General features: G+C 68.5%; 17 protein-coding genes and 2 pseudogenes. 10 read left to right on the top strand and 9 right to left on the bottom strand.

Features of this window, described 5'->3' with window-relative positions:
- Positions 1–24: 24 nt before the first annotated feature.
- The 4 genes from ACSUZC_RS18365 to ACSUZC_RS18350 form a co-directional block, all read right to left on the bottom strand.
- Entirely contained in the window at positions 25–2,058 is a 2,034-nt protein-coding gene (locus tag ACSUZC_RS18365; RefSeq protein ID WP_439029897.1) for an NAD(+) synthase, read from the bottom strand.
- A 71-nt stretch (positions 2,059–2,129) separates the two neighbouring features.
- Entirely contained in the window at positions 2,130–2,981 is an 852-nt protein-coding gene (gene nadE, locus ACSUZC_RS18360; protein WP_439029896.1) for an ammonia-dependent NAD(+) synthetase, read from the bottom strand.
- Positions 2,982–3,033: 52 nt separating this feature from the next.
- Entirely contained in the window at positions 3,034–3,528 is a 495-nt protein-coding gene (locus ACSUZC_RS18355) for a SixA phosphatase family protein (RefSeq protein WP_439029895.1), read from the bottom strand.
- Positions 3,525–3,818: a hypothetical protein gene (locus ACSUZC_RS18350; protein ID WP_439029894.1), complete on the bottom strand. Its 294-nt coding sequence runs from the start codon at positions 3,816–3,818 to the stop codon at positions 3,525–3,527. The genes ACSUZC_RS18355 and ACSUZC_RS18350 overlap by 4 nt, the downstream gene beginning before the upstream one ends.
- Before the next feature lie 115 nt (positions 3,819–3,933).
- Here ACSUZC_RS18350 and ACSUZC_RS18345 point away from each other — a divergent pair, with 115 nt between their 5' ends.
- Positions 3,934–4,809 (top strand): DMT family transporter, encoded by an 876-nt coding sequence (locus ACSUZC_RS18345; RefSeq protein ID WP_439029893.1) that lies wholly within the window; start codon positions 3,934–3,936, stop codon positions 4,807–4,809.
- 46 nt (positions 4,810–4,855) lie between these two features.
- On the opposite strand, the gene ACSUZC_RS18340 is transcribed toward ACSUZC_RS18345, so the two are convergent.
- Positions 4,856–5,305, bottom strand: a complete 450-nt coding sequence (locus ACSUZC_RS18340) for a flavodoxin domain-containing protein (RefSeq protein ID WP_439029892.1) — start codon at positions 5,303–5,305, stop codon at positions 4,856–4,858.
- 157 nt (positions 5,306–5,462) lie between these two features.
- On the opposite strand from ACSUZC_RS18340, the gene ACSUZC_RS18335 reads away from it, so the two are divergent.
- The 3 genes from ACSUZC_RS18335 to mmsB are packed head-to-tail and all read left to right on the top strand — an operon-like array spanning position 5,463 to position 9,086.
- Positions 5,463–6,995, top strand: a complete 1,533-nt coding sequence (locus tag ACSUZC_RS18335; protein ID WP_439029891.1) for a CoA-acylating methylmalonate-semialdehyde dehydrogenase — start codon at positions 5,463–5,465, stop codon at positions 6,993–6,995.
- Between the two features lie 6 nt (positions 6,996–7,001).
- Positions 7,002–8,177, top strand: a complete 1,176-nt coding sequence (locus ACSUZC_RS18330) for an acyl-CoA dehydrogenase family protein (RefSeq protein WP_439029890.1) — start codon at positions 7,002–7,004, stop codon at positions 8,175–8,177.
- Positions 8,178–8,216: 39 nt separating this feature from the next.
- Positions 8,217–9,086, top strand: a complete 870-nt coding sequence (gene mmsB / locus ACSUZC_RS18325) for a 3-hydroxyisobutyrate dehydrogenase (RefSeq protein ID WP_439029889.1) — start codon at positions 8,217–8,219, stop codon at positions 9,084–9,086.
- A 64-nt stretch (positions 9,087–9,150) separates the two neighbouring features.
- Here the strand turns inward: mmsB and ACSUZC_RS18320 are convergent.
- The 3 genes and pseudogenes from ACSUZC_RS18320 to ACSUZC_RS18310 all read right to left on the bottom strand — a co-directional run bounded on the left by ACSUZC_RS18320 (position 9,151) and on the right by ACSUZC_RS18310 (position 11,246).
- Positions 9,151–10,019 (bottom strand): annotated as a pseudogene (locus ACSUZC_RS18320) (type IV toxin-antitoxin system AbiEi family antitoxin domain-containing protein).
- A gap of 100 nt (positions 10,020–10,119) precedes the next feature.
- Positions 10,120–10,623, bottom strand: coding sequence for a MarR family transcriptional regulator (locus tag ACSUZC_RS18315; protein WP_439029888.1), 504 nt, complete (start codon positions 10,621–10,623; stop codon positions 10,120–10,122).
- Between the two features lie 35 nt (positions 10,624–10,658).
- A complete protein-coding gene (locus ACSUZC_RS18310) occupies positions 10,659–11,246 on the bottom strand; it encodes a TetR/AcrR family transcriptional regulator (RefSeq protein ID WP_439029887.1) in 588 nt (195 codons plus the stop codon).
- A gap of 61 nt (positions 11,247–11,307) precedes the next feature.
- Between ACSUZC_RS18310 and ACSUZC_RS18305 the strand changes: the two genes are divergently transcribed.
- Entirely contained in the window at positions 11,308–11,796 is a 489-nt protein-coding gene (locus ACSUZC_RS18305) for a DUF4188 domain-containing protein (RefSeq protein ID WP_439029886.1), read from the top strand.
- Between the two features lie 15 nt (positions 11,797–11,811).
- Here the strand turns inward: ACSUZC_RS18305 and ACSUZC_RS18300 are convergent, their stop codons facing one another.
- Entirely contained in the window at positions 11,812–12,462 is a 651-nt protein-coding gene (locus ACSUZC_RS18300; protein ID WP_439029885.1) for a TetR/AcrR family transcriptional regulator, read from the bottom strand.
- A 227-nt stretch (positions 12,463–12,689) separates the two neighbouring features.
- Between ACSUZC_RS18300 and ACSUZC_RS18295 the strand changes: the two genes are divergently transcribed.
- The 5 genes and pseudogenes from ACSUZC_RS18295 to atzF all read left to right on the top strand — a co-directional run bounded on the left by ACSUZC_RS18295 (position 12,690) and on the right by atzF (position 19,641).
- Entirely contained in the window at positions 12,690–14,255 is a 1,566-nt protein-coding gene (locus tag ACSUZC_RS18295) for an amino acid permease (protein ID WP_439029884.1), read from the top strand.
- A 42-nt stretch (positions 14,256–14,297) separates the two neighbouring features.
- Positions 14,298–15,149, top strand: coding sequence for an urea amidolyase associated protein UAAP1 (locus tag ACSUZC_RS18290; RefSeq protein ID WP_439029883.1), 852 nt, complete (start codon positions 14,298–14,300; stop codon positions 15,147–15,149).
- A 25-nt stretch (positions 15,150–15,174) separates the two neighbouring features.
- Positions 15,175–15,849 (top strand): urea amidolyase associated protein UAAP2, encoded by a 675-nt coding sequence (locus tag ACSUZC_RS18285; RefSeq protein WP_439029882.1) that lies wholly within the window; start codon positions 15,175–15,177, stop codon positions 15,847–15,849.
- A 53-nt stretch (positions 15,850–15,902) separates the two neighbouring features.
- On the top strand, positions 15,903–17,978 hold the full coding sequence (locus tag ACSUZC_RS18280) for a 5-oxoprolinase/urea amidolyase family protein (protein ID WP_439029881.1): 2,076 nt from the start codon (positions 15,903–15,905) through the stop codon (positions 17,976–17,978).
- Positions 17,975–19,641, top strand: a pseudogene (atzF, locus tag ACSUZC_RS18275) (allophanate hydrolase). The gene ACSUZC_RS18280 and the pseudogene atzF overlap by 4 nt, the downstream one beginning before the upstream one ends.
- Positions 19,642–19,762: the final 121 nt, after the last annotated feature.

Below are 19,762 nucleotides of genomic sequence, written 5' to 3'. Positions count from 1 at the left end.
GTGACGGAACCACGTCTCTGCGGCCTAGCCTGCGGATCCACCCCCGGCGAGCTGATCCAGCCACAGGCGGGCCGATGCATCCGACGGCGCCCGCCAGTCACCGCGCGGTGACAGCGAGCCGCCGGAGCCGATCTTCGGCCCGTTCGGCATCGCGGTCCGTTTGAACTGGTTGCCCATGAAGCGCTTCAGGAACACGCCGAGCCAGTGGTCGATGGTCTCGGCGTCGTATTCGTTGCGCTTGTCCTCGGACAACAGGTCCGACCACGGGCCGCGCGACCGATCGCCCCAGGCCTGACGTGCCAGGTAGGCGACCTTGCTCGGCCGGTAGCCGAAACGGGTGACGTAGTAGAGGAAGAAGTCGTGCAGTTCGTACGGGCCGACGGCGTCCTCGGTGCTCTGGATCTTGCCGTCGTCCCCGGCGGGCACGAGTTCGGGTGAGATGACGTCGTCGAGGATCTCGGTCAGGACCTCGGTGGTGTCCGCGGAGTGGTGGCCGCTGCGGATCATCCACCGGATGAGGTGCTGGATCAGGGTTTTGGGGACCGAGCCGTTCACGTTGTAGTGCGACATCTGGTCGCCGACGCCGTACGTGCACCATCCGAGTGCCAGTTCCGACAGATCGCCGGTACCCAGGACGATGGCCCCGTTGTTGTTGGCGAGCCGGAACAGATGGGAGGTGCGTTCGCCCGCCTGCACGTTCTCGAAGGTCACGTCGTAGACCTTCTCGCCCCGCGAATACGGATGGTCGAGGTCGGCGAGCATCTGTTCGCACGACGGCCGGATGTCGATCTCCGCGCCGCTCACCCCCAGGGAGGTCATCAGCGCGTGCGACCGGCGCAGCGACGGGCCGCCGGTGGCGAACCCGGGCATCGTGTAACCCAGGATGTTCTCGCGCGGGAGACCGAGGCGATCGAAGGTGTCGACCGCGACAAGCAGGGCGAGGGTCGAATCGAGACCACCGGAGACCCCGATGACGATCTTCTCGATGCCCGTCGACCGCAATCGCTGTGCCAGTCCCTGGACCTGGATGGAACGGACCTCGGCGCATCGTTCGTCTCGGTCGGCGGAATCGGCGGGGACGTAGGGGAAGCGGGGGATCACCCGCCGCACGACGTCGTCGTCGGACAGCGGTCCGAACGAGAACGCGATGCGGCGCAACGACTTCAGGCGGTCCGCGTGATCACCCACCTGGTCGCGCAGACTGATCATGCGCATCCGTTCCTGGCGGAGCCGATCGAGGTCGATGTCGGCGGAGATGATCTGGTCGGTCGTCGCGAACTGTTCGCTGCGGGCGAGCAGTGAGCCGTTCTCGGTGATGAGGGCGTCGCCGTCCCAGGCGAGATCTGTCGTCGACTCGCCGTAGCCCGCGGCCACGTACACGTGCGCGGAGATGGTCCGGGCGGAGTGTCCGGTGCAGAGGTTGCGCCGGTAGCCCTCCTTACCGATGGTGACCGGGCTGCCCGACAGATTGGCCAGCACGGTTGCCCCGGCCAGCGCCGCCCACGTGCTGGGCGGGATCGCCACCCAGCCGTCCTCGCAGATCTCGACGAAGAGGGAGAAGCCCGGCACGTCGTCGGCCTCGAAGATCAGGTCGGCCCCGAACGGGACCGCCGTTCCGCCGATGGTGACGGTGTCGGGGACAGCGTCACGCGCGGCGGCGAAGAAGCGTTGCTCGTAGAACTCGCGGTAGTTGGGCAGATACGACTTCGGGACGACGCCGAGCACGGCACCGTCGTGGATCACCGCGGCGCAGTTGTAGAGGCCGTCGCCGACGAGCAACGGGAGACCGACGCTGATGACGGGGGCCAGACCGGAGCTGGCCGCGACGATGTCGCCGAGCGCCGAAAGACATGCGTCGAGCAGGGCGTCCTGATGGAAGAGGTCGTCGACGCTGTACCCGCACAGCCCGAGTTCGGGGAAGACGACCAGGCAGGCGCCGTCCTCGGCGGCCCGCGTCATCAGATCGATGGTGCGCGCGGCGTTCACGGCCGGCTCGGCGAGGGTCAGGACCGGAACTGCTCCGGCGACGCGGACGAATCCGTTTGCGTAGACAGACACCCCCAAGACCCTAGCGACGCGATCGGAGAAGCGCGGGGCCATGGGTGGCCGGCCGTCAGGTGTGTCTAGGCCTAATGTGTCTGGGCCGAATGCGTCTGGGCCGAACGCCACCAGGTGTCGGAGACCTCCACCGGGGTCGTCCGCTTGTGCCGGTTGCGGACCCACGTGGCCTCGATCTTCTCGGCCGCCTCGACGGGGACGTCGCGGCCCTCGAGGTAATCGTCGATGTCGTCGTATCGCAGGCCCAGTTCGTCCTCGTCGGTCTGGCCCGCCTTCTCGTCGAGCAGATCGGCGGTCGGGACCTTCTCGGCGAGCTGCGCGGGTGCGCCGAGGTGGCGGAGCAGCGAGCGGCCCTGCCGCTTGTTCAGACCCGACAGCGGCAGGATGTCGGCGGCGCCGTCGCCGAACTTGGTGAAGAAGCCGGTGACGTTCTCCGACGCGTGGTCGGCGCCGATCACCAGCAGCCCGCGATCCCCGGCCACGGCGTACTGCGCGACCATGCGGTGGCGGGCCTTGGCGTTGCCCTTGGTGAAATCGGTGAGTGCGGCGCCGGTGGCCTGGGCGATCTCGTCGTTCAGCGCGTCCACGCCCGGCGCCACGTTGATCGTCAGGACCTCGTCGGCCGCCACGAAGTCCACCGCCGCGGCGGCGTCGTCCTCGTCGTGCTGTACCCGGTAGGGCAGGCGCACCCCGACGAACACCGCGTCCCCGCCGTCGGCGCGGACCTTCTCGGCCGCCAGCTGAGCCAACCGTCCGGCGAGGGTGGAGTCCACGCCGCCCGAGAGGCCGAGGACATAACCCTTGGCACCGCTGGCGCGGAGGTAGTCGACGAGGAACGCCACCCGGCGCTCCACCTCGTCGGCCGGATCGATGGTGGGCTTCACCCTCAGGGCGTCGATGATGTCTCGCTGGATCTCACGCATGACCCAAGTGTGTCGGGCGGACGGCGTCACGGCCACCCCTACGCTCGGCGGGTCACTCTTCGCGCGGGACACGGACTCCGATCAGGTGGGCGTCCGGGTCGGGTTCGAGACCGAGGCGATCCCACGGGTGCGTCACCGTCACGACCGCGTATGCGGAGGTGGGGAAGCGGTCGATGTGCCCGGAAGGGTCGAGTGTGAGGGCTGTGGCCGGCATACCCGGCTCATGTCCCACCACGAGGACGGTGTGCGCATGTGGCGGTGCATGCGTCCGGATGGACTCGAGGACGTCGTCGGGATCGCCGCCGTAGATGTCGTCGACGAACGTGACCGGTGCGTCGATCCCGGTTCGCCGGAGGGTCTGACGTGTCCGCGTCGACGTCGAGCAGAGCACCGCGTCGACGCTGAGGCCTTCGTCGGCCATCCAACGTCCGGCGAGGGCCGCCTGCCGGTCTCCGCGCTCGGCGAGCGGGCGATCATGGTCGGCGGTGGCGGGCGGATATCCGGACTTGCCGTGCCGCATCAGGATCAGCGTGCGGGTGTCGCTCATGCCGCCCCGTGCTGCGACGACCTGTCACGCGCATCAGTGCGGCGCGAGTCGGCGGCCATCTGCCGCAGCACCCGCACCGTCGCACGCCACGCGGCCGCCTCCTGGTGGAGGAACGCCGCGTGTTCGTCGTCTCCGCGGGCCTCGGCCTCCTCGGCCGCGACATCGAACTCCAGGTATTCGTCGACGGCACACGCGACGAGCTCGTCGACGGTGGTGCAGTCGGTGCAGGCCTCCTCGATCGCGGCGGCGTCGAGGGTGGCCAGTCGTTCCAGATCTGACCGATAACGCATGAATCCGAATCTACGTCGTCGGAGCAGGCAGTGGTGGTTCCGACACCGCGGATCCGGCCTTCGACGACCCTCGCCCGAGCCGCGACGCAACTTCGGCGCCGTTACCCTGGGGATCGTGCACACCTGGGTACCCGCGCTCCTCGCGGTGCTGGCCGCGTTGATGATCGCCGCCGGCACCGTGCTGCGTCAGCGCGCCTCCCGGGTCAACGGCGCCATCACCCCCGGCTGGTGGGCGGGTGCGGCCATCGCTTTGTGCGGGTTCGGATTGCAGGCATCGGCCCTGGGCCTCGGGTCCATCCTGCTGGTGCAACCGCTCGTCGTCCTCGCGGTCCTGTTCGCGCTGCCGCTGGAGGCATGGGCCGATCACCGTCACCCGGCGCGCGTCGAGTGGGCCTGGGGCGGGGTTCTCGTCGCCTGCGTCGTGACATTCCTGATCGTCGCGCGTCCCGAGCCGTCGATGCGCCGCCCCGACGCACTGTTGATGTGGTCGACCGTCGGGTCGGTGGTCGCGATCGTGGTGGCGCTGGTGATCTTCGCGCACCGGTCGAGCCCGCACTACAAGGCGCTCTTCTACGGACTGGTCGCGGGCATCCTGTTCGGGGTGTCGGCGTTGCTGGTCAAGACGGTGATCTACCAGATCACCCATCACCTGTGGCGCACGTTCGCCCAGCCGGAGATCTACCTGTTCGTGCTGGTCGTGGTCTGCGCGATCCTCGCTCAGCAGATGGGCTTCGGCGCAGGCGACCTGCAGACGTCGTTCCCGTCGATGACGGTGGCCGAGCCGGCCGTCGCGATGGTGCTCGGCGTCCTGCTCCTCGGCGAGAACCTGAAGGTGTCGGTGCCGACGGCTCTGTTCCTCGGGATCGTGCTGGCGATCATGGTCCGCGCGGTGTGCGAGCTCGCGAAACTGTCGGCGGTCCGTGGTTACGAGCAGGCCGTCGCCGCCGAGGAGGCCGCGGCCGAAGAGGCCGGATCCCGCCCGGCGGCGTGACGACGCCGTTGTCGGGAACCCGGCGGCACACCCGGGGGTGGGACCGCTAGGAGGGCGTGATCTCCGCGGCCAGGTTCTCCGCCCACTCGGCGGCCTGCTTGGCAGGCTTGATCGGCGACGAGTTGTCGTGGCGGGCGTGCTCGCCGACCTGGACCGCACCGCGTTTGGTCAGCATCTCGGCCATGATCTCGCCGCCGCGGTTGAACGTGTCGTAGATCGAGTCGCCGAGTCCGAAGACGGCGAACCGGACTCCGGTCAGATCCGGGTCGACGCTCTCGAGCTCGTCGGCGAACGGTTCGGCACCGGTCGGGAGTTCGCCCTCGCCATACGTCGAGCAGACGATGACCAGGAAGTCCGCGGGGTCGAGGTCCTCGACCGCGAACTCGCTCATGTCATAGATCGACGGGTCGTGGTCGGCGGCCAGCGCATCGGCGATGGCATCGGCGACGAGCTCACCGTTTCCGGTTTCGGTTCCGTAGAGGATGACGACCGACATGTGAACTCCTCTCGACGTCGGCGTTTTCGCTAAGCGAGGGTAGCCTAACCCGCCCTTCGTGACGAAATCGCTGGTGGCGGGGGGTTGGAAGAAATACTTGGATGTCCTACTATGTGGTGACAGAGGCCATAACCCGACGAAGCCAAAGGTGATCTCCGTGTCCGCACCCGCTGTTCCCTCGATTCCGCACTACCTGAACGGCAAGCGCGTTCCCGCCGAGGGCGGCCGCTTCGCCGACGTCTTCAATCCGAGCACCGGCGCCGTGGCGGCCCAGGTCCCGCTCGCATCCACCGACGAGGTCTCGGCCGCGATCGCGACCGCCTCGGCCGCGCAGAAGGAATGGGCCGCCTGGAACCCCCAGCGCCGCGCCCGCGTGATGATGCGGTTCGTCGACCTGGTGAACAAGAACGCCGACGAACTGGCGACGACGCTGTCGCTCGAGCACGGCAAGACCCACGCCGACGCACTCGGCGACATCCAGCGCGGTGTCGAGGTCATCGAGTTCGCGATCGGTATCCCGCACCTGATCAAGGGTGAGTTCACCGAAGGTGCCGGCGGCGGTATCGACGTGCACTCCATCCGGCAGCCGCTCGGTGTGGTCGCGGGCATCACGCCCTTCAACTTCCCGGCGATGATTCCGCTGTGGAAGGCCGGCCCCGCCCTGGCGTGTGGCAACGCCTTCATCCTCAAGCCGAGTGAGCGCGATCCGTCCGTGCCGGTCCGCCTGGCCGAATTGTTCACCGAGGCAGGACTTCCCGACGGTGTGTTCCAGGTCGTCCACGGCGACAAGGAAGCCGTCGACGCGCTGCTGACCCACCCCGATGTGAAAGCCCTCGGCTTCGTCGGCAGCTCCGACATCGCGCAGTACATCTACTCGACCGCCGCGGCCCACGGGAAGCGCTCGCAGTGCTTCGGTGGCGCCAAGAACCACGCGATCATCATGCCCGACGCCAACCTCGACCAGGTCGTCGACGCACTGATCGGCGCCGGTTACGGCAGCGCCGGCGAGCGTTGCATGGCGATCAGCGTCGCGGTTCCGGTCGGCGAGCAGACCGCAGACCGCCTGCGCGCCAAGCTGATCGACCGGGTGAACGCGCTGCGTGTCGGCCACAGCCTCGACCCCAAGGCCGACTACGGGCCACTGGTCACCGCCGCTGCCCTCGAGCGCGTGCGCGGATTCATCGAGAAGGGTGCCGAAGAGGGCGCCGAGATCGTCATCGACGGTCGCGACCGCGCCAACAACGAGCAGAGCTTCGGCGACGAGGACATCTCGAAGGGCTTCTTCATCGGCCCGACCCTGTTCGACCACGTCACCAAGGACATGACCATCTACACCGAGGAGATCTTCGGTCCGGTCCTGTCGATCGTGCGCGCCGGCGACTACGAAGAGGCCCTCGCGCTGGCGTCGGATCACCAGTACGGCAACGGTGTCGCGATCTTCACCCAGGACGGCGACGCCGCCCGCGACTTCACCGCTCGCGTCGACGTCGGCATGGTCGGCGTGAACGTGCCCATCCCGGTTCCGGTGGCGTACTACACCTTCGGCGGCTGGAAGCGCTCGGGCTTCGGCGATCTCAACCAGCACGGACCGGCGTCGATCCAGTTCTACACCAAGACCAAGACGGTCACCACGCGCTGGCCGTCCGGCATCAAGGACGGCGCCGAGTTCGTCATCCCGACGATGGACTGATCGGCGTTGACGACCTTCGCCGAGGCCGCGATCGCCCGGCTCGATGGTGACGACCGCGTCATCGTCGAGACCGCGGCGGGTTTCGCGGCCAAGAAGCTGGCGCCGTTCGCGCTGGAATGGGACGCGTCCAACCACTTCCCGGTCGAGGAGCTGCGCGAGGCGTCGGAGCTGGGGATGGGCGCCATCTACTGTTCCGAGGATGCCGGCGGCAGCGGCCTCCGCCGTCTCGACGGTGTGCGGATCTTCGAGCAGCTGGCCTACGCCGATCCGGCCGTAGCGTCGTTCCTGTCCATCCACAACATGTGCACGTGGATGGTCGACAAGTACGGCACCGACGAGCAGCGGTCCACATGGGTGCCGCGACTGGCGACCATGGAGACGGTCGCGAGTTACTGCCTGACCGAGCCGGGTGCCGGCTCCGATGCGGCCGCGCTCGCGACGCGTGCCGAGCGGTCCGGTGACGAGTACTTGCTCACCGGGGTGAAGCAGTTCATCTCCGGTGCCGGATCGTCGGACCTCTACGTCATCATGGCCCGCACCGGCGAGGCCGGACCCAAGGGGATCTCCACGTTCCTCGTGGAAAAGGATTCGGCGGGACTGAGTTTCGGTGCACAGGAGCACAAGATGGGCTGGCACGCCCAGCCCACCGCCCAGGTCATCCTCGACGAGGTGCGCGTGCCCGCGGCCAATCTCCTCGGCGGCACCGAGGGCATCGGCTTCGGCATCGCGATGAACGGGCTGAACGGCGGTCGCATCAACATCGCGGCGTCGTCGCTCGGCGGTGCGCAGGCGGCCTTCGACAAGGCGGCCGCCTATGTGGCGAGTCGCCGCGCCTTCGGGAACGCGCTCATCGACGAACCCACCATCCGGTTCACCCTCGCCGACATGGCCACGTCGTTGCAGGCGTCGCGGTTGATGCTGTGGCAGGCGGCGACCGCGCTCGACGACGATGCGCCCGACAAGGTCGAGCAGTGTGCGATGGCCAAGCGGTTCGTCACCGACACGTGTTACGAGGTCGCCGACCAGGCGCTGCAGCTGCACGGCGGGTACGGGTATCTCACCGAGTACGGAATCGAGAAAATCGTCCGCGACCTCCGTGTGCACCGCATCCTGGAAGGGACCAACGAGATCATGCGCGTCGTGCTCGGCCGCTCGATCGCGACCCGTTACCGGGACAGCTGAACCCGCTCTCCACAACCACTTTCGTAGGAAGCAGAGACAATGACGACGATCGCCTTCCTCGGCCTCGGCAACATGGGCGGCCCGATGGCCGCCAACCTGGTCAAGGCCGGCCACACCGTGCACGGCTTCGACCCGGTGCCCGAGGCCGTGAAGACCGCCCAGGACAACGGCATCGAGACGTTCCCCGCCGCGATCGAGGCGGTCGCCGCCGCGGAGGTCGTGATCACGATGCTGCCGAGCGGTGCCATCGTGAAGAAGCTGTACGACGACATCCTGCCGGCGACACCCACCGGCGCGCTCTTCATCGACTCGTCGACGATCTCCGTCGACGACGCGCGGGAGATCCACCGGCGCGCTGTCGAGCACGGCTTCGCACAGCTCGACGCGCCCGTGTCGGGCGGCGTCAAGGGCGCGGTCGCGGGCACGCTGGCGTTCATGGTCGGCGGCGAGGATGAGGCGTTCTCGGCCGCACGCGGAACCCTGGACCCCATGGCGGGCAAGATCATCCACTGCGGTGCCGCGGGCGCCGGGCAGGCCGCGAAGGTCTGCAACAACATGGTCCTCGCGGTCCAGCAGATCGCGGTGGGCGAGGCCTTCGTCCTCGCCCAGAAGCTGGGTCTCGACGATCAGGCGCTCTACGACGTGATCACCGGCGCCACCGGCAACTGCTGGGCCGTGCAGACCAACTGCCCGGTCCCGGGTCCGGTCCCGACATCGCCGGCGAACAACGACTTCAAGCCGGGATTCGCGACAGCGCTGATGAACAAGGACCTCGGCCTGGCGATGGATGCCGTCGCCAGCACCGGGTCCCGGGCCCCGCTCGGCACCCACGCGGCACAGCTCTACCGCAACTTCGCCGAACAGCACGCCGACCTGGACTTCAGCGCGATCATCACCTCGCTGCACTAGGTTCGACGCTCCCCTCAGATCCGTATGACGTTGTGTCCGTATTCCGGACGCAACGTCATAGGGTTCAAGCGGCTGCTCGCTCGAGCGCAGCTCGGACGTTCGCAGCGACCCCTGCCGGGCGCTCGACGAGGTCTGCCCAGGTGAAGTTGAGGACCGTCCACCCTTTCGCGGTCAGGAGATTTCTCTTCACCCGGTCCCGCTGGAAGGTCTGCGTGTCCCGGTGGAACGCGAAGCCGTCGATCTCGACGGCCACCTTCACGTCTGGAAACGCGAAGTCGATGACGTAGCCGTGGACAGGCATGTTCGCCACCCATCCGGTGAGCCCGCCCGCGGTGAACAGTCGGACCGTCATCCGCTCGGCTTCCGAACGAGCCCCGTCCCCGAGTAGCCGCAGATACGAGGCAACACGCGGAGCGCCATGGCGTCGGGGATAGCGGGCGCGGGCAACCAGGAGCGCGTCGACGGTCACCCGCTTCGTCAACAGGGCGGAGTCGATGACGCTGATCCCCAACTCCAACGATGCGTCGAGACGGTGATGGCAGGCGCGGTGGTCCGAAGTCCTCGGTGCACCGCGATGTCCTCGTCGTGCAGGTGCCGGTACCGAACCACCGCTGTTGCCGACGATCGTCGTGCCTTGCCCCGGGTTCCCGTGAAGACGACGTGCTTTCGGGGCTCGGTGTCGTGGAGTCCGAGCCACCAGGCGGCCGCTGCGCCACCCAGAACCGCATCGGCATGCACCGACAGCACCGCGATCCGGGCCTGGGCACACGCCGCTCGGGCATGCCCGGTGACCAGATACACACCGCGGGCCACCGCGGTCCACTCCCCGGCTGCCACTCTGCGGCGGATCGTCGACGAGTCCACGCCGCACTCACGAGCTTCTCGGGCTGAGAAGATGCCGTCGCGGCGAACTGTCAATTCGGTGATGTCCATGATGCTTCGACGCTGACGACGGGAACGCGGTTCCCATCGGCGACGGCGCGAGAGACCTGTATGACATCAGGTCCGGAAACCGACTACAAAGTCATACCGATCAGAAATCGCCGTTGTGCTTGCGTAGTGACTGGATGGCGCCGACGAGCCCGGTCATCTCGGCGTCGGACATGCCGACGTCGGAGAAGACCTCGTCGTTGAGGGTCTCGGTGGCGCGGGCGACGGTGTCGCGGCCGAGGTCGGTGATCTCGACGAGGGTGGTGCGCCCATCGGTGGGGTGGGGGACCCGGCGGACCAGGCCGCCTTCCTCGAGGCGACGGATGGCGTGCGTGACGCTGGTGACGTGCACCTGGAGACGGTCGCTCGCCTTGGTGATGGGCAGCGACCCCTGTCGTGAGAAGGCCAGCAGCCGAAGGAGTTCGAAGCGCGAGAAGCTCAGGTCGAAGGGGCGCAGCGCGGCCTCGACGCGGGCCAGCAGGATCTGGTGGGCGCGCATCACCGACGTCACCGCGACCATGCCGTCGGCGACCTCGCCCCACCCGGCCTGGGTCCAGTTCTCCCGTGCCTCGGCGATGGGGTCGAAATCCATGCTGCGCCCTGCCATACGGATACCCTAACGGGCGCTTGGTCCCGTGTCGGTCAGGCGCGGACGGACCGCCACCCCTCGATGATCGCTTCGGCCGCCGCGACCGGGTCGGCGTCGGCGGGGTAGTTCCCTGTCAGCAACAGGGTGGCCATCCCGTGGACCTGCGCCCACAACGATGCGACGACGGTGTCCACGTCGGCGGCCCGGAAGGTGCCGGACTCGATCGCGGTCCGCACCCCCTCGCGCAGCGGGGTGATCGCCCGCGTGGCGGCGTCGTGTGTCTCGGGTGTGCGCGTGATGCCGACGAGAGCATCGCCGAACATCAGCGCATAGAGCCGCGGGTTCTCCAGCGCCCAGCCGACATATGCGACGCCCAACTCGGCGAGCCCGGCGGCGTCGTTCGACGGCGCCGCGACGGTCCTCTGCGCGTCTGCGAACGAGTCGAACGCATGCACCAGGACCGCTCGCGCAAGGCCTGCTTTGTTGCCGAAGAGGGTGTAGACCGCGGTGGTGGAGGTCCCTGCGGCGCGGGCCACTTCGCGGACCGACAGCTCGCCGATTCCCTGTCGGGCGACGATCTCGATCGCCTCGCCGAGGAGCGCATCGCGGAGGCCGTCTGTGTGGACGCGAGGTCTTGCCATGTCGACCATGGTTCCATAACATTGTTTTGTAACGACGTTACAAAACTACTCGGAGGGTCCCATGTCACGAACCGTCGCTGCTCGAACGACCAGCGTCACGCCGGCTGACGGTACGACTCTGTTCCTGATCGGGATGCGGGTGACCAGGCCCCTGCGTGTCCGGGCCTGGCTGTCGGTGCTGGTGGCGATGCCGAGGATGCTGCGTCATCTCCGCCGCGATCCGGATGCCGGCATGCTCGACGCCCACCTGTACCTCGGCCGCTCGTTGATGGTGGTCTCGTATTGGCGTAGCGCCGAGGACCTCCGGAGGTTCGCCGCCGATGCCGACGCACCCCACCTACCTGCCTGGCGCCGGTTCACTCGCAGTTGGGCCGACACCGACTCGGTGGGGATCTGGCACGAGACCTATGTGATCGGTGAACACGAGACGATCGCGAGTGGCATGCCTCCATGGGGCCTGGCGCGCGCCGTGGGGAGCTGTCCGGTCGGCGGTGGCACGGCCACCGCGGCTGCCCGACTGGCCCGGAGCCGTCCGGTGGGCGAGGGGTGAAGCCCCGGCCGCACCTCAGCTCCGGCGCGGCCGGTGCTCGATCAGCATCTCGATCGCGCCGACGACGGTGTCCGTGAGTCCGACGGCACCGTGTTCGCCGAGCTCGCCGCGCTGCTCGTCGGCGCGCATCATGATCACCGATTCGACGAGCCGGAAGGGCAGCAGTGTGCGCTTGTCGGCCGCGTCGTCGAGGGCGGCCGCGGCGAGAGAGGCGTACGCGCCTGCCAATTCTTGCCTGGCCGTGCGGAATTCGACGAATCGCTGATCGCCGACCTCGGGTAGCAGGTACAGGGCGCCGAGATTCCATCGCGATCGGGCGAGCTGGTCGACGTCGAACCGGGCGAGCTCGAGCAGCCTCGGCAGTGCGGGGCCCTCGTCATCGAGCAGGCGTCGGGCATGGTCGAGCGACGCGACGACGGTGGTCTCCAGCAGGGTCGCGAGGATGTCGTCCTTCGTCCCGAAGTAGTGGTACATCGAGGCCTGCCGGATGCCGACGGCCTCGGCGATCATGCGCGTCGACGTGCCCGTGTAACCGTGCCGGGTGAACAATTCCGCGGCCGCGTCGAGGATCTCCTCGCGTGCTGTCTCCCCGCGGCGACGGGCGGGAACCAGGCGTGGGCGGCCGCGGCCGGCGGGGGCCGACGCCGTGCTCGAGCCGGTCGCCATGTGTCCTCCTGTGGGTCAATCGATTTCCCGACAGTAGCCGACGCCTCGAGCGTTACGGCGTCCCGACGAGGCGACCGAGAACGAAAAGCCAGGCGCGTAACAGGGCCGTAACCGGAGTTTGCGTGACCGGAACAAACCTGTCAAGCGATAGAAATGAGCGGGGGCTTACCTATCAGGTGACAGGAAACAGCGCTCAACGTGGAGCTTTCGGAAAGGAAGACCGCGCCATGACCTCCACCCCCGAAGTGGCTCCCGTGACGACGACACCGCCGCCGGGCATCGGGTCCGGAACCCCGGACCGCGATGCCTCGGATCTCTCCGAGCTCGGTTACGACCAGCAGCTCCACCGCTCACTCGGCAAGTTCGCATCGTTCGCCGCGGGCTTCTCCTTCGTGTCCATTCTGACCACCATCTTCCAGCTCTTCGGACTGGGGTTCGGCTTCGGCGGGCCGGCGTTCTTCTGGACCTGGCCGATCGTGTACGCAGGTCAGTTCCTCGTCGCCCTCTGTTTCGCCGAAATCGCTGCGCGGTACCCGATCTCGGGCGCGATCTACCAGTGGTCGCGGCGCATGGGCGGCGAGGTGGTCGGCTGGTTCGGCGGCTGGTTCATGATGATCGCCCAGATCGTCACGGCCGCCGCGGCCGCGATCGCCCTGCAGGTGGTCCTGCCGTCGATCTGGCTGGGCTTTCAGATCATCGGCGACGACCCGACCCTCACCACAACCAGCGGCGCCGCCAACGCGGTTCTGCTCGGCTCGATCCTGGTCGTCATCGTCACCGCGATCAACTGTGTCGGCGTCACCTGGATGAGCCGGGTCAACAGCATCGGTGTGGTCTGCGAGCTCGTCGGCGTCGTCGCGGTCATCCTGGCCCTGTTCACCCACGCCCAGCGCGGTCCCGACGTGGTCTTCGAGACCGGCGTTCCCGGTCAGCAGCCCGGCTACATCTGGGCGTTCATCGTGTCCGGTCTGATGGCCGCCTACGTCATGGTCGGTTTCGGCTCGGCCGGTGAGCTGGCCGAGGAGACCCGCGATCCCCGACGCGTCGCCCCGCGCACCATCCGCATGGCTCTCACGGTGTCGGCCATCGGCGGCGGGCTGATGCTCCTCGGCACCCTCATGGCCGCACCCACTCTCGACGAACAGCTCGCGACCGGCGGCCTGCCCTACGTCCTCGACTCGGTGCTCGGCAGCTTCTGGGGCAAGGTCCTGCTGGCCGACGTCGCGGTGGCCATCTTCATCTGCACCCTCGCCATCACGACCGCGTGTTCGCGACTGATGTTCTCGATGGCACGTGACGGCCGGCTCCCGTTCTCCGCGCAGCTGTCCCACGTCAACAGTCGGACGGGCACCCCGATCATCCCGTCGATCCTCATCGGTCTGCTGTGCATCGGCATCCTGCTGGTCAACATCGGCAACTCGGCGATCTTCGCGACCCTCGCCAGCGTGTGCATCATCCTGATCTACCTCGCGTACCTCGCCGTCACCGGTCCGATGCTCTACCGCAGGTTCCAGGGCTGGCCGCATGCGGGCGGAGTCGACGCCGGCGGCCGGAAACTGTTCAGCCTGGGCCGGTTCGGGATCGTCGTCAACGCTCTCGCCGTCCTCTACGGCGCGCTCATGGTGATCAATCTGGCGTGGCCGCGGGCCGAGGTCTTCGATCCCTCGGGCGAGATGCCCGTGCTGCGCTGGGCTGGGCCGATCTGCATCGTCGTCACCGTCCTGGTGGGCGTCGCCTGCTATCCGCGCGGCAAGGAGCACCCCCGTCCGGTGAGTGCCACCCTGTCCCGCTGAGCCGGGTCGCCCCCGAACACCCTCTACGACAAAGGAACTCTCATGACCACGAGCACCGTTCCCGGCACCGGGACCACCTCCGGGGCGCGCGCACACGCCCGGGCGCAGGCCGGGGTGATCACCGACAGCATGCCGGTGGTCCCGGCGACGCGATGGCCGAACCCGCCCGCCGACGTCGATGCCGCGAACCTCACCTGGGCCGAGACCGTGCCCGGCGGTCGGTACACCAGCAAGGTGCTCGCACGGGGCACGCGGGTCCGGCTCCACGACGTCGCCGGCGCGGCGTGCGCACACCTGATGCTGTGGCGTGCCGACGCCCCCTGGGAGCGGCTCAACGTGGCCGACACCGTCAAGGTGCCGTGGCAGGCGTACCTGGGTGCCGGGCATCCGCTGCTCAGCGATCAGGGCCGGGTCCTGGCGACCGTCGTCGCGGACGGCTCGGGACACCACGACGCCCTCTGCGGCACCACGACCCTGGCGTCGAACACCTCGAGATATGGAGCCGGCGCGGTGCATTCGGCCAGCCCGGCCGGTCGCGAACTGTTCACCCTCGCCGCCGCCAAGCACGGACTGAGCCCGTCGGACGTCGCGCCGTCGCTGTCGTTCTTCCACGGGGTGACCGTCGACGCCGACGGTTCGCTGCGCTCGACCGGCTCTGCGGGCCCGGGCACCGCGGTGGACCTCGTCCTGCACCTGCCGTGCATCGTCGCGGTCGCCAACACCGCCCATCCGCTCGACCCGTCTCCGACCTTCGGCACCACGTCGCTGGAGGTGCTGGCGTGGCGGGCACCGCGCGAGCTCGAGACCCTCGTCGCCGATGCCGGCGCGCGCGACCCCGAATATCAGCGTGCCGTCGCCAATTCCGAAGACGTCTGGGCCGCAGCTCATTTCTGAGCCGGACCGCTGAGAGGACACCACAGTGACAACCGCACACACCACCACCGATGCCGCCTCGACCCCGGCCGCCGACCTCGCGCTCGTCCCGGGCGATGTCGTTCTCGACGCCCTCGTGGGTGACCGGGGACCATGGTCGGGTGTCGTCGCCGCCGGCGATGTGCTCACCATCGTCGACCTGTACGGCAACCAAGCCGTCGACACCCTGTTCTACGCGGCCGACGATGTGTCGCGGCGATACTCGGCACAGTCGACGATCGCGGCACAGGGCAACATCTTCCTCACGACGGGGAGCGTCATCCGCGACCACGACTGGTCCCCGTTGATGACGATCGTCGCCGACGAGGTCGGCAACCACGACACGCTCGGTGGCGCGTGCTCACAGGAGTCGAACACGCTGCGCTACGGCCACCACACCAAGCATCAGCACGCGTGCGTCGAGAACTTCCTCATCGAGGGCAGTCGGCACGGACTCGGCAAGGCCGACCTGGTCGGGAACGTGAACTTCTTCATGAACGTCCCGGTCGATCCAGACGGTTCGCTCGGCATCGTCGACGGCCTGTCCGCGCCGGGCAAGCGCCTGGCGTTGCGCGCCGAGACCGACACGCTCGTGCTCATCTCCAACTGTCCGCAGATCAACAACCCCTGCAACGGATTCGATCCCACCGCAGTCCGGGTCATCGTGACACGTCCGTCCTGACCCAGGTTGTCCTCCACGCCCACGCACTGTCTCCTGACGAGGAATCCCACATCATGTCTGCCTCCACCGCGGGATCGGTGACCGTTCTGCGGTCCGGTCCGCTCACGACCATCCAGGACTGGCCCGGCCGCGTCGGGTACTGGAAGGTCGGCGTCCCGCCGTCCGGCCCCATGGACGACCTGTCGTTTCGGCTCGCCAACCTGGCCGTCGGGAACCCGGAGACCGCTGCCGGACTCGAGATCACCCTGATGGGACCGTCGTTGCGGTTCGACGACGCGGTCGTGGTCGCGGTGACGGGCGCACCGGTGGCCGTCACCGTCAACGGAACAACTGTGCCGCAATGGGTTCCGCTCCGATTGGCGGCCGGTGACGTCCTCGACGTCGGCAGCGTCGGCTCGCTGGGTATGCGCGCCTACATCGCGGTGGCCGGCGGCCTGGACGCCGAAGACCATCTGGGCAGTCGATCGACCTTCACGATGGGCCGCTTCGGTGGTCTGGACGGACGGGCGCTCGCGGCCGGCGACCGGCTCGCGCTGCTCGGGGATCCGAGCTCGGCGCCCCGACGGATTCTGGGCGACGAGCAACCGGCATTCACCAACACCTGGCAGCTGGGTGTGACCGTCGGGCCGCACGGGGCGCCCGAGTTCTTCACCGAGGAGGACATCGCGGACCTGTTCTCCGCCGACTACGAGGTCCACTTCAACTCCGACCGCACCGGCATCCGACTCATCGGGCCCCAGCCTCGCTGGGCGCGCGAGGACGGCGGCGAGGCCGGCCTGCACCCGTCGAACATCCACGACACCGCCTATTCGGTGGGCGCACTCGACTTCACCGGTGACACACCGATTCTCCTCGGTCCCGACGGTCCGAGTCTGGGCGGTTTCGTGTGCCCGGTGACCGTCACGACGGCCCAGCGGTGGAAGCTCGGGCAGCTCAAACCCGGCGACACCATCCGGTTCGTCGCCGTGCGCGGCGACCGCGCCGCATCACCTGCCCAGACGGGGCTCGGGCGGCGGGCGAGCTTCGTCGACGTGCTGTCGTCCGGCGGCGACCCCGACAACGGAATCCTCGGCAGCACGACGACCGCCGACGGCTCCACGGCGGTCACCTACCGCCGGTCCGGTGATGACAACATCCTGGTCGAATACGGAGAGATGCATCTCGACCTGGCCCTGCGCGCCCGGGTGCACGCACTGAGTGAACGCATCGCGGCCGAGAAGCCCCGCGGGCTCATCGATCTCACGCCGGGAATTCGCTCTCTGCAGGTCAAGGCCGACCCGGACGTCTGGTCCCAGGCGAAGATGCAGCAGTGGCTGACCGAACTCGAGAGCCAGTTGCCTGCTGCCGAGGACCTCGTGGTGCCCAGTCGCACGGTGCGCCTGCCCCTCTCGTGGGACGACCCGGCCACGCGCGAGGCCATCGAGCGGTACATGCTCGGAGTGCGATCCGACGCCCCCTGGTGCCCGTGGAACATCGAATTCATCCGCCGGATGAACGGCCTCGACTCCGTCGACGACGTCTATCGGACGGTGTTCGACGCGAGTTACCTCGTCCTGGGTCTTGGGGATGTGTATCTCGGTGCGCCGGTGGCTGTTCCGCTCGACCCCCGGCACCGGCTGGTCACGACGAAGTACAACCCCGCCCGCACCTGGACGCCGGAGAACGCCGTCGGCATCGGCGGCGCCTACCTCTGCATCTACGGCATGGAGGGTCCGGGGGGTTACCAGTTCGTCGGGCGCACGACGCAGGTCTGGAACCACCGGCACCCGCTGCCCGCTCCGGGTTTCGATCCCGAGCACCCGTGGCTGCTCCGCTTTTTCGACCGCATCCAGTGGTACCCGGTCAGCGCCGAGGAGCTCATGGACATGCGTGCCGACGTCGCCCGGGGACGAGGTGACAGCACCGAGATCACCGACGGGGTGTTCTCCCTGGCCGAACACCAGACCTTCCTGGACGACAACGCCGACGACATCGCCGGCCGGCGCCGGACGATGGAGGCCGCCCGGGCGGAAGAGCGGCGCCGGTGGTCGCAACAGGGTGAATTCGCGCTCAAGACAACGCACGTCGAGGACGCGCCGAGTACGGACAGGGCCGCCGACGCCGCGGCGGATGAGGAGCGGGTGGCATGAGCAGGATCGACGACATCTACCGGCGCATCGCCGATCGGCCCGAGGTCTTCCTCACGCTGCGACCGCAAGCCGACGTCGAGGCCGATCATCGGCGCTCCCTCGACGCGGATGGTCCGCTGGCCGGGGTCCTCCTGGCCGTGAAGGACAACGTCGACGTCGCCGGGATGCCCACCACCGCAGCATGTCCCGGGTACGCCTATTCTCCGGATGCCGACGCCGCTTCGGTGGCGGCCCTGCGTGCGGCCGGCGCGGTGGTCATCGGCAAGACCAACCTCGACCAGTTCGCCACCGGCCTGGTGGGCACGCGCAGTCCGTATGGCGCGGTGCGTGATTCGCGCAGGCCGGATCGCATCTCGGGCGGTTCCAGCTCGGGGTCCGCGGTCGCCGTCGCGCTCGGGTTCGCCGACATCGCCATCGGTACCGACACTGCGGGATCAGGGCGGGTGCCCGCGGCACTGCAAGGCCTCGTCGGCGTCAAGCCGACGGTCGGCGTGATCTCCACCGACGGCGTCGTCCCGGCCTGTGCCAGTTACGACGTGGTGACCATCTTCGCCGACGACCCCGCGCTCGCGAACCGGGCGATGGCGGCGATGAAGGCAGCGGTCGGGCCCCGCCCGTTCCCCGCGTCGACCCCGTATGCGGCGCCGGAACGTCCCATCGTGGCAGTGCCCGCCGAGCTTCCCGGTCTCGACGAGCGGTGGCGTGCGGCTTTCGCCGACGCGATACTCCGTGCCGAGGCATCCGGATTCATGGTCAAGACCATCGATCTGGCGCCGTTCCTCGAGGCCGCCAGGCTCCTGTACGACGATGCCCTCGTCGCCGAACGTTCCGACGCGGTCGGGGAGTACCTCGCCTCGGTGACCGACCCCGTCGCCGACGGTGTGGATCCCACGGTCGCCGGGATCATCGGCGCGGCCGGGCGTTTCTCCGCCGTCGACCTGTTGCGTGCCCGTCGCCGCCTGGCCGGTCTGCGCGACGAGGCGATGGGCCAGTGGGGGGATGCGACGGCACTGCTGGTCCCCACCGCGCCGATGCACCCCACGATCGCCGAGGTCGCGGCCGATCCGGTCGGCGTGAACTCGGCGATGGGGACGTACACGAATTTCTGCAATCTGTTCGACCTGTGCGCGATCGCGGTCCCGGCCGGCACCGTCGCCGAGGCCGACGGCACCGAGTCCCGATTCGGTGTCACGTTCCTCGGACGCGGCCACCATGACGCTGTCCTCGCCGACATCGCCGGTCGCTTCCTCGGACAACCGATGCGGCGGCTTCGTGGGTCGAGCCGGATGACGCGATCGAGCTGGCGGTCTTCGGCGCACACATGCGCGGTGGGCCGCTGACACACGAACTGAGCGACCGCGGGGCGCGATGGGCGGGTGAGGTCACGACCACCGCGGCGTACCGGCTGGTGGCCCTGGACACCACACCCCCCAAGCCCGGCCTGATCCGGGATCCGGCTGCGGGGCGGGCGATCCGCGGTGAGATCTGGACCTTGCCGTCGTCGGCCCTCGGCGAATTCCTGGCCGCGCTGCCGCAGCCGATGATGCTGGGCAAGGTCGAGCTGGCCGCGGGTGAGACCGGACCCGCCAGGTGGGTCGTCGGGTTCGGGTGCGCGGCCGATGCCGGAGCCGATGGCGACAGCCTCGACCGCGACCGCTGGTAGGTGACCCCGGACCTGGACGCCTGTCCCGGAGTTCTTTTCGTGCCATACCTTTCGTTCGGCTACCAATCCGCCGCCCGTGATGATTGACTGACTCATCTCGGTGGGGCGGGCAGAGGGAGTC

This window comes from Gordonia terrae (genome assembly GCF_051789125.1).
GTDB lineage: Bacteria > Actinomycetota > Actinomycetes > Mycobacteriales > Mycobacteriaceae > Gordonia > Gordonia terrae_A.
Note: the sequence above shows the minus strand (reverse complement) of the source record. Positions and strands in the feature narration are given on the sequence as shown.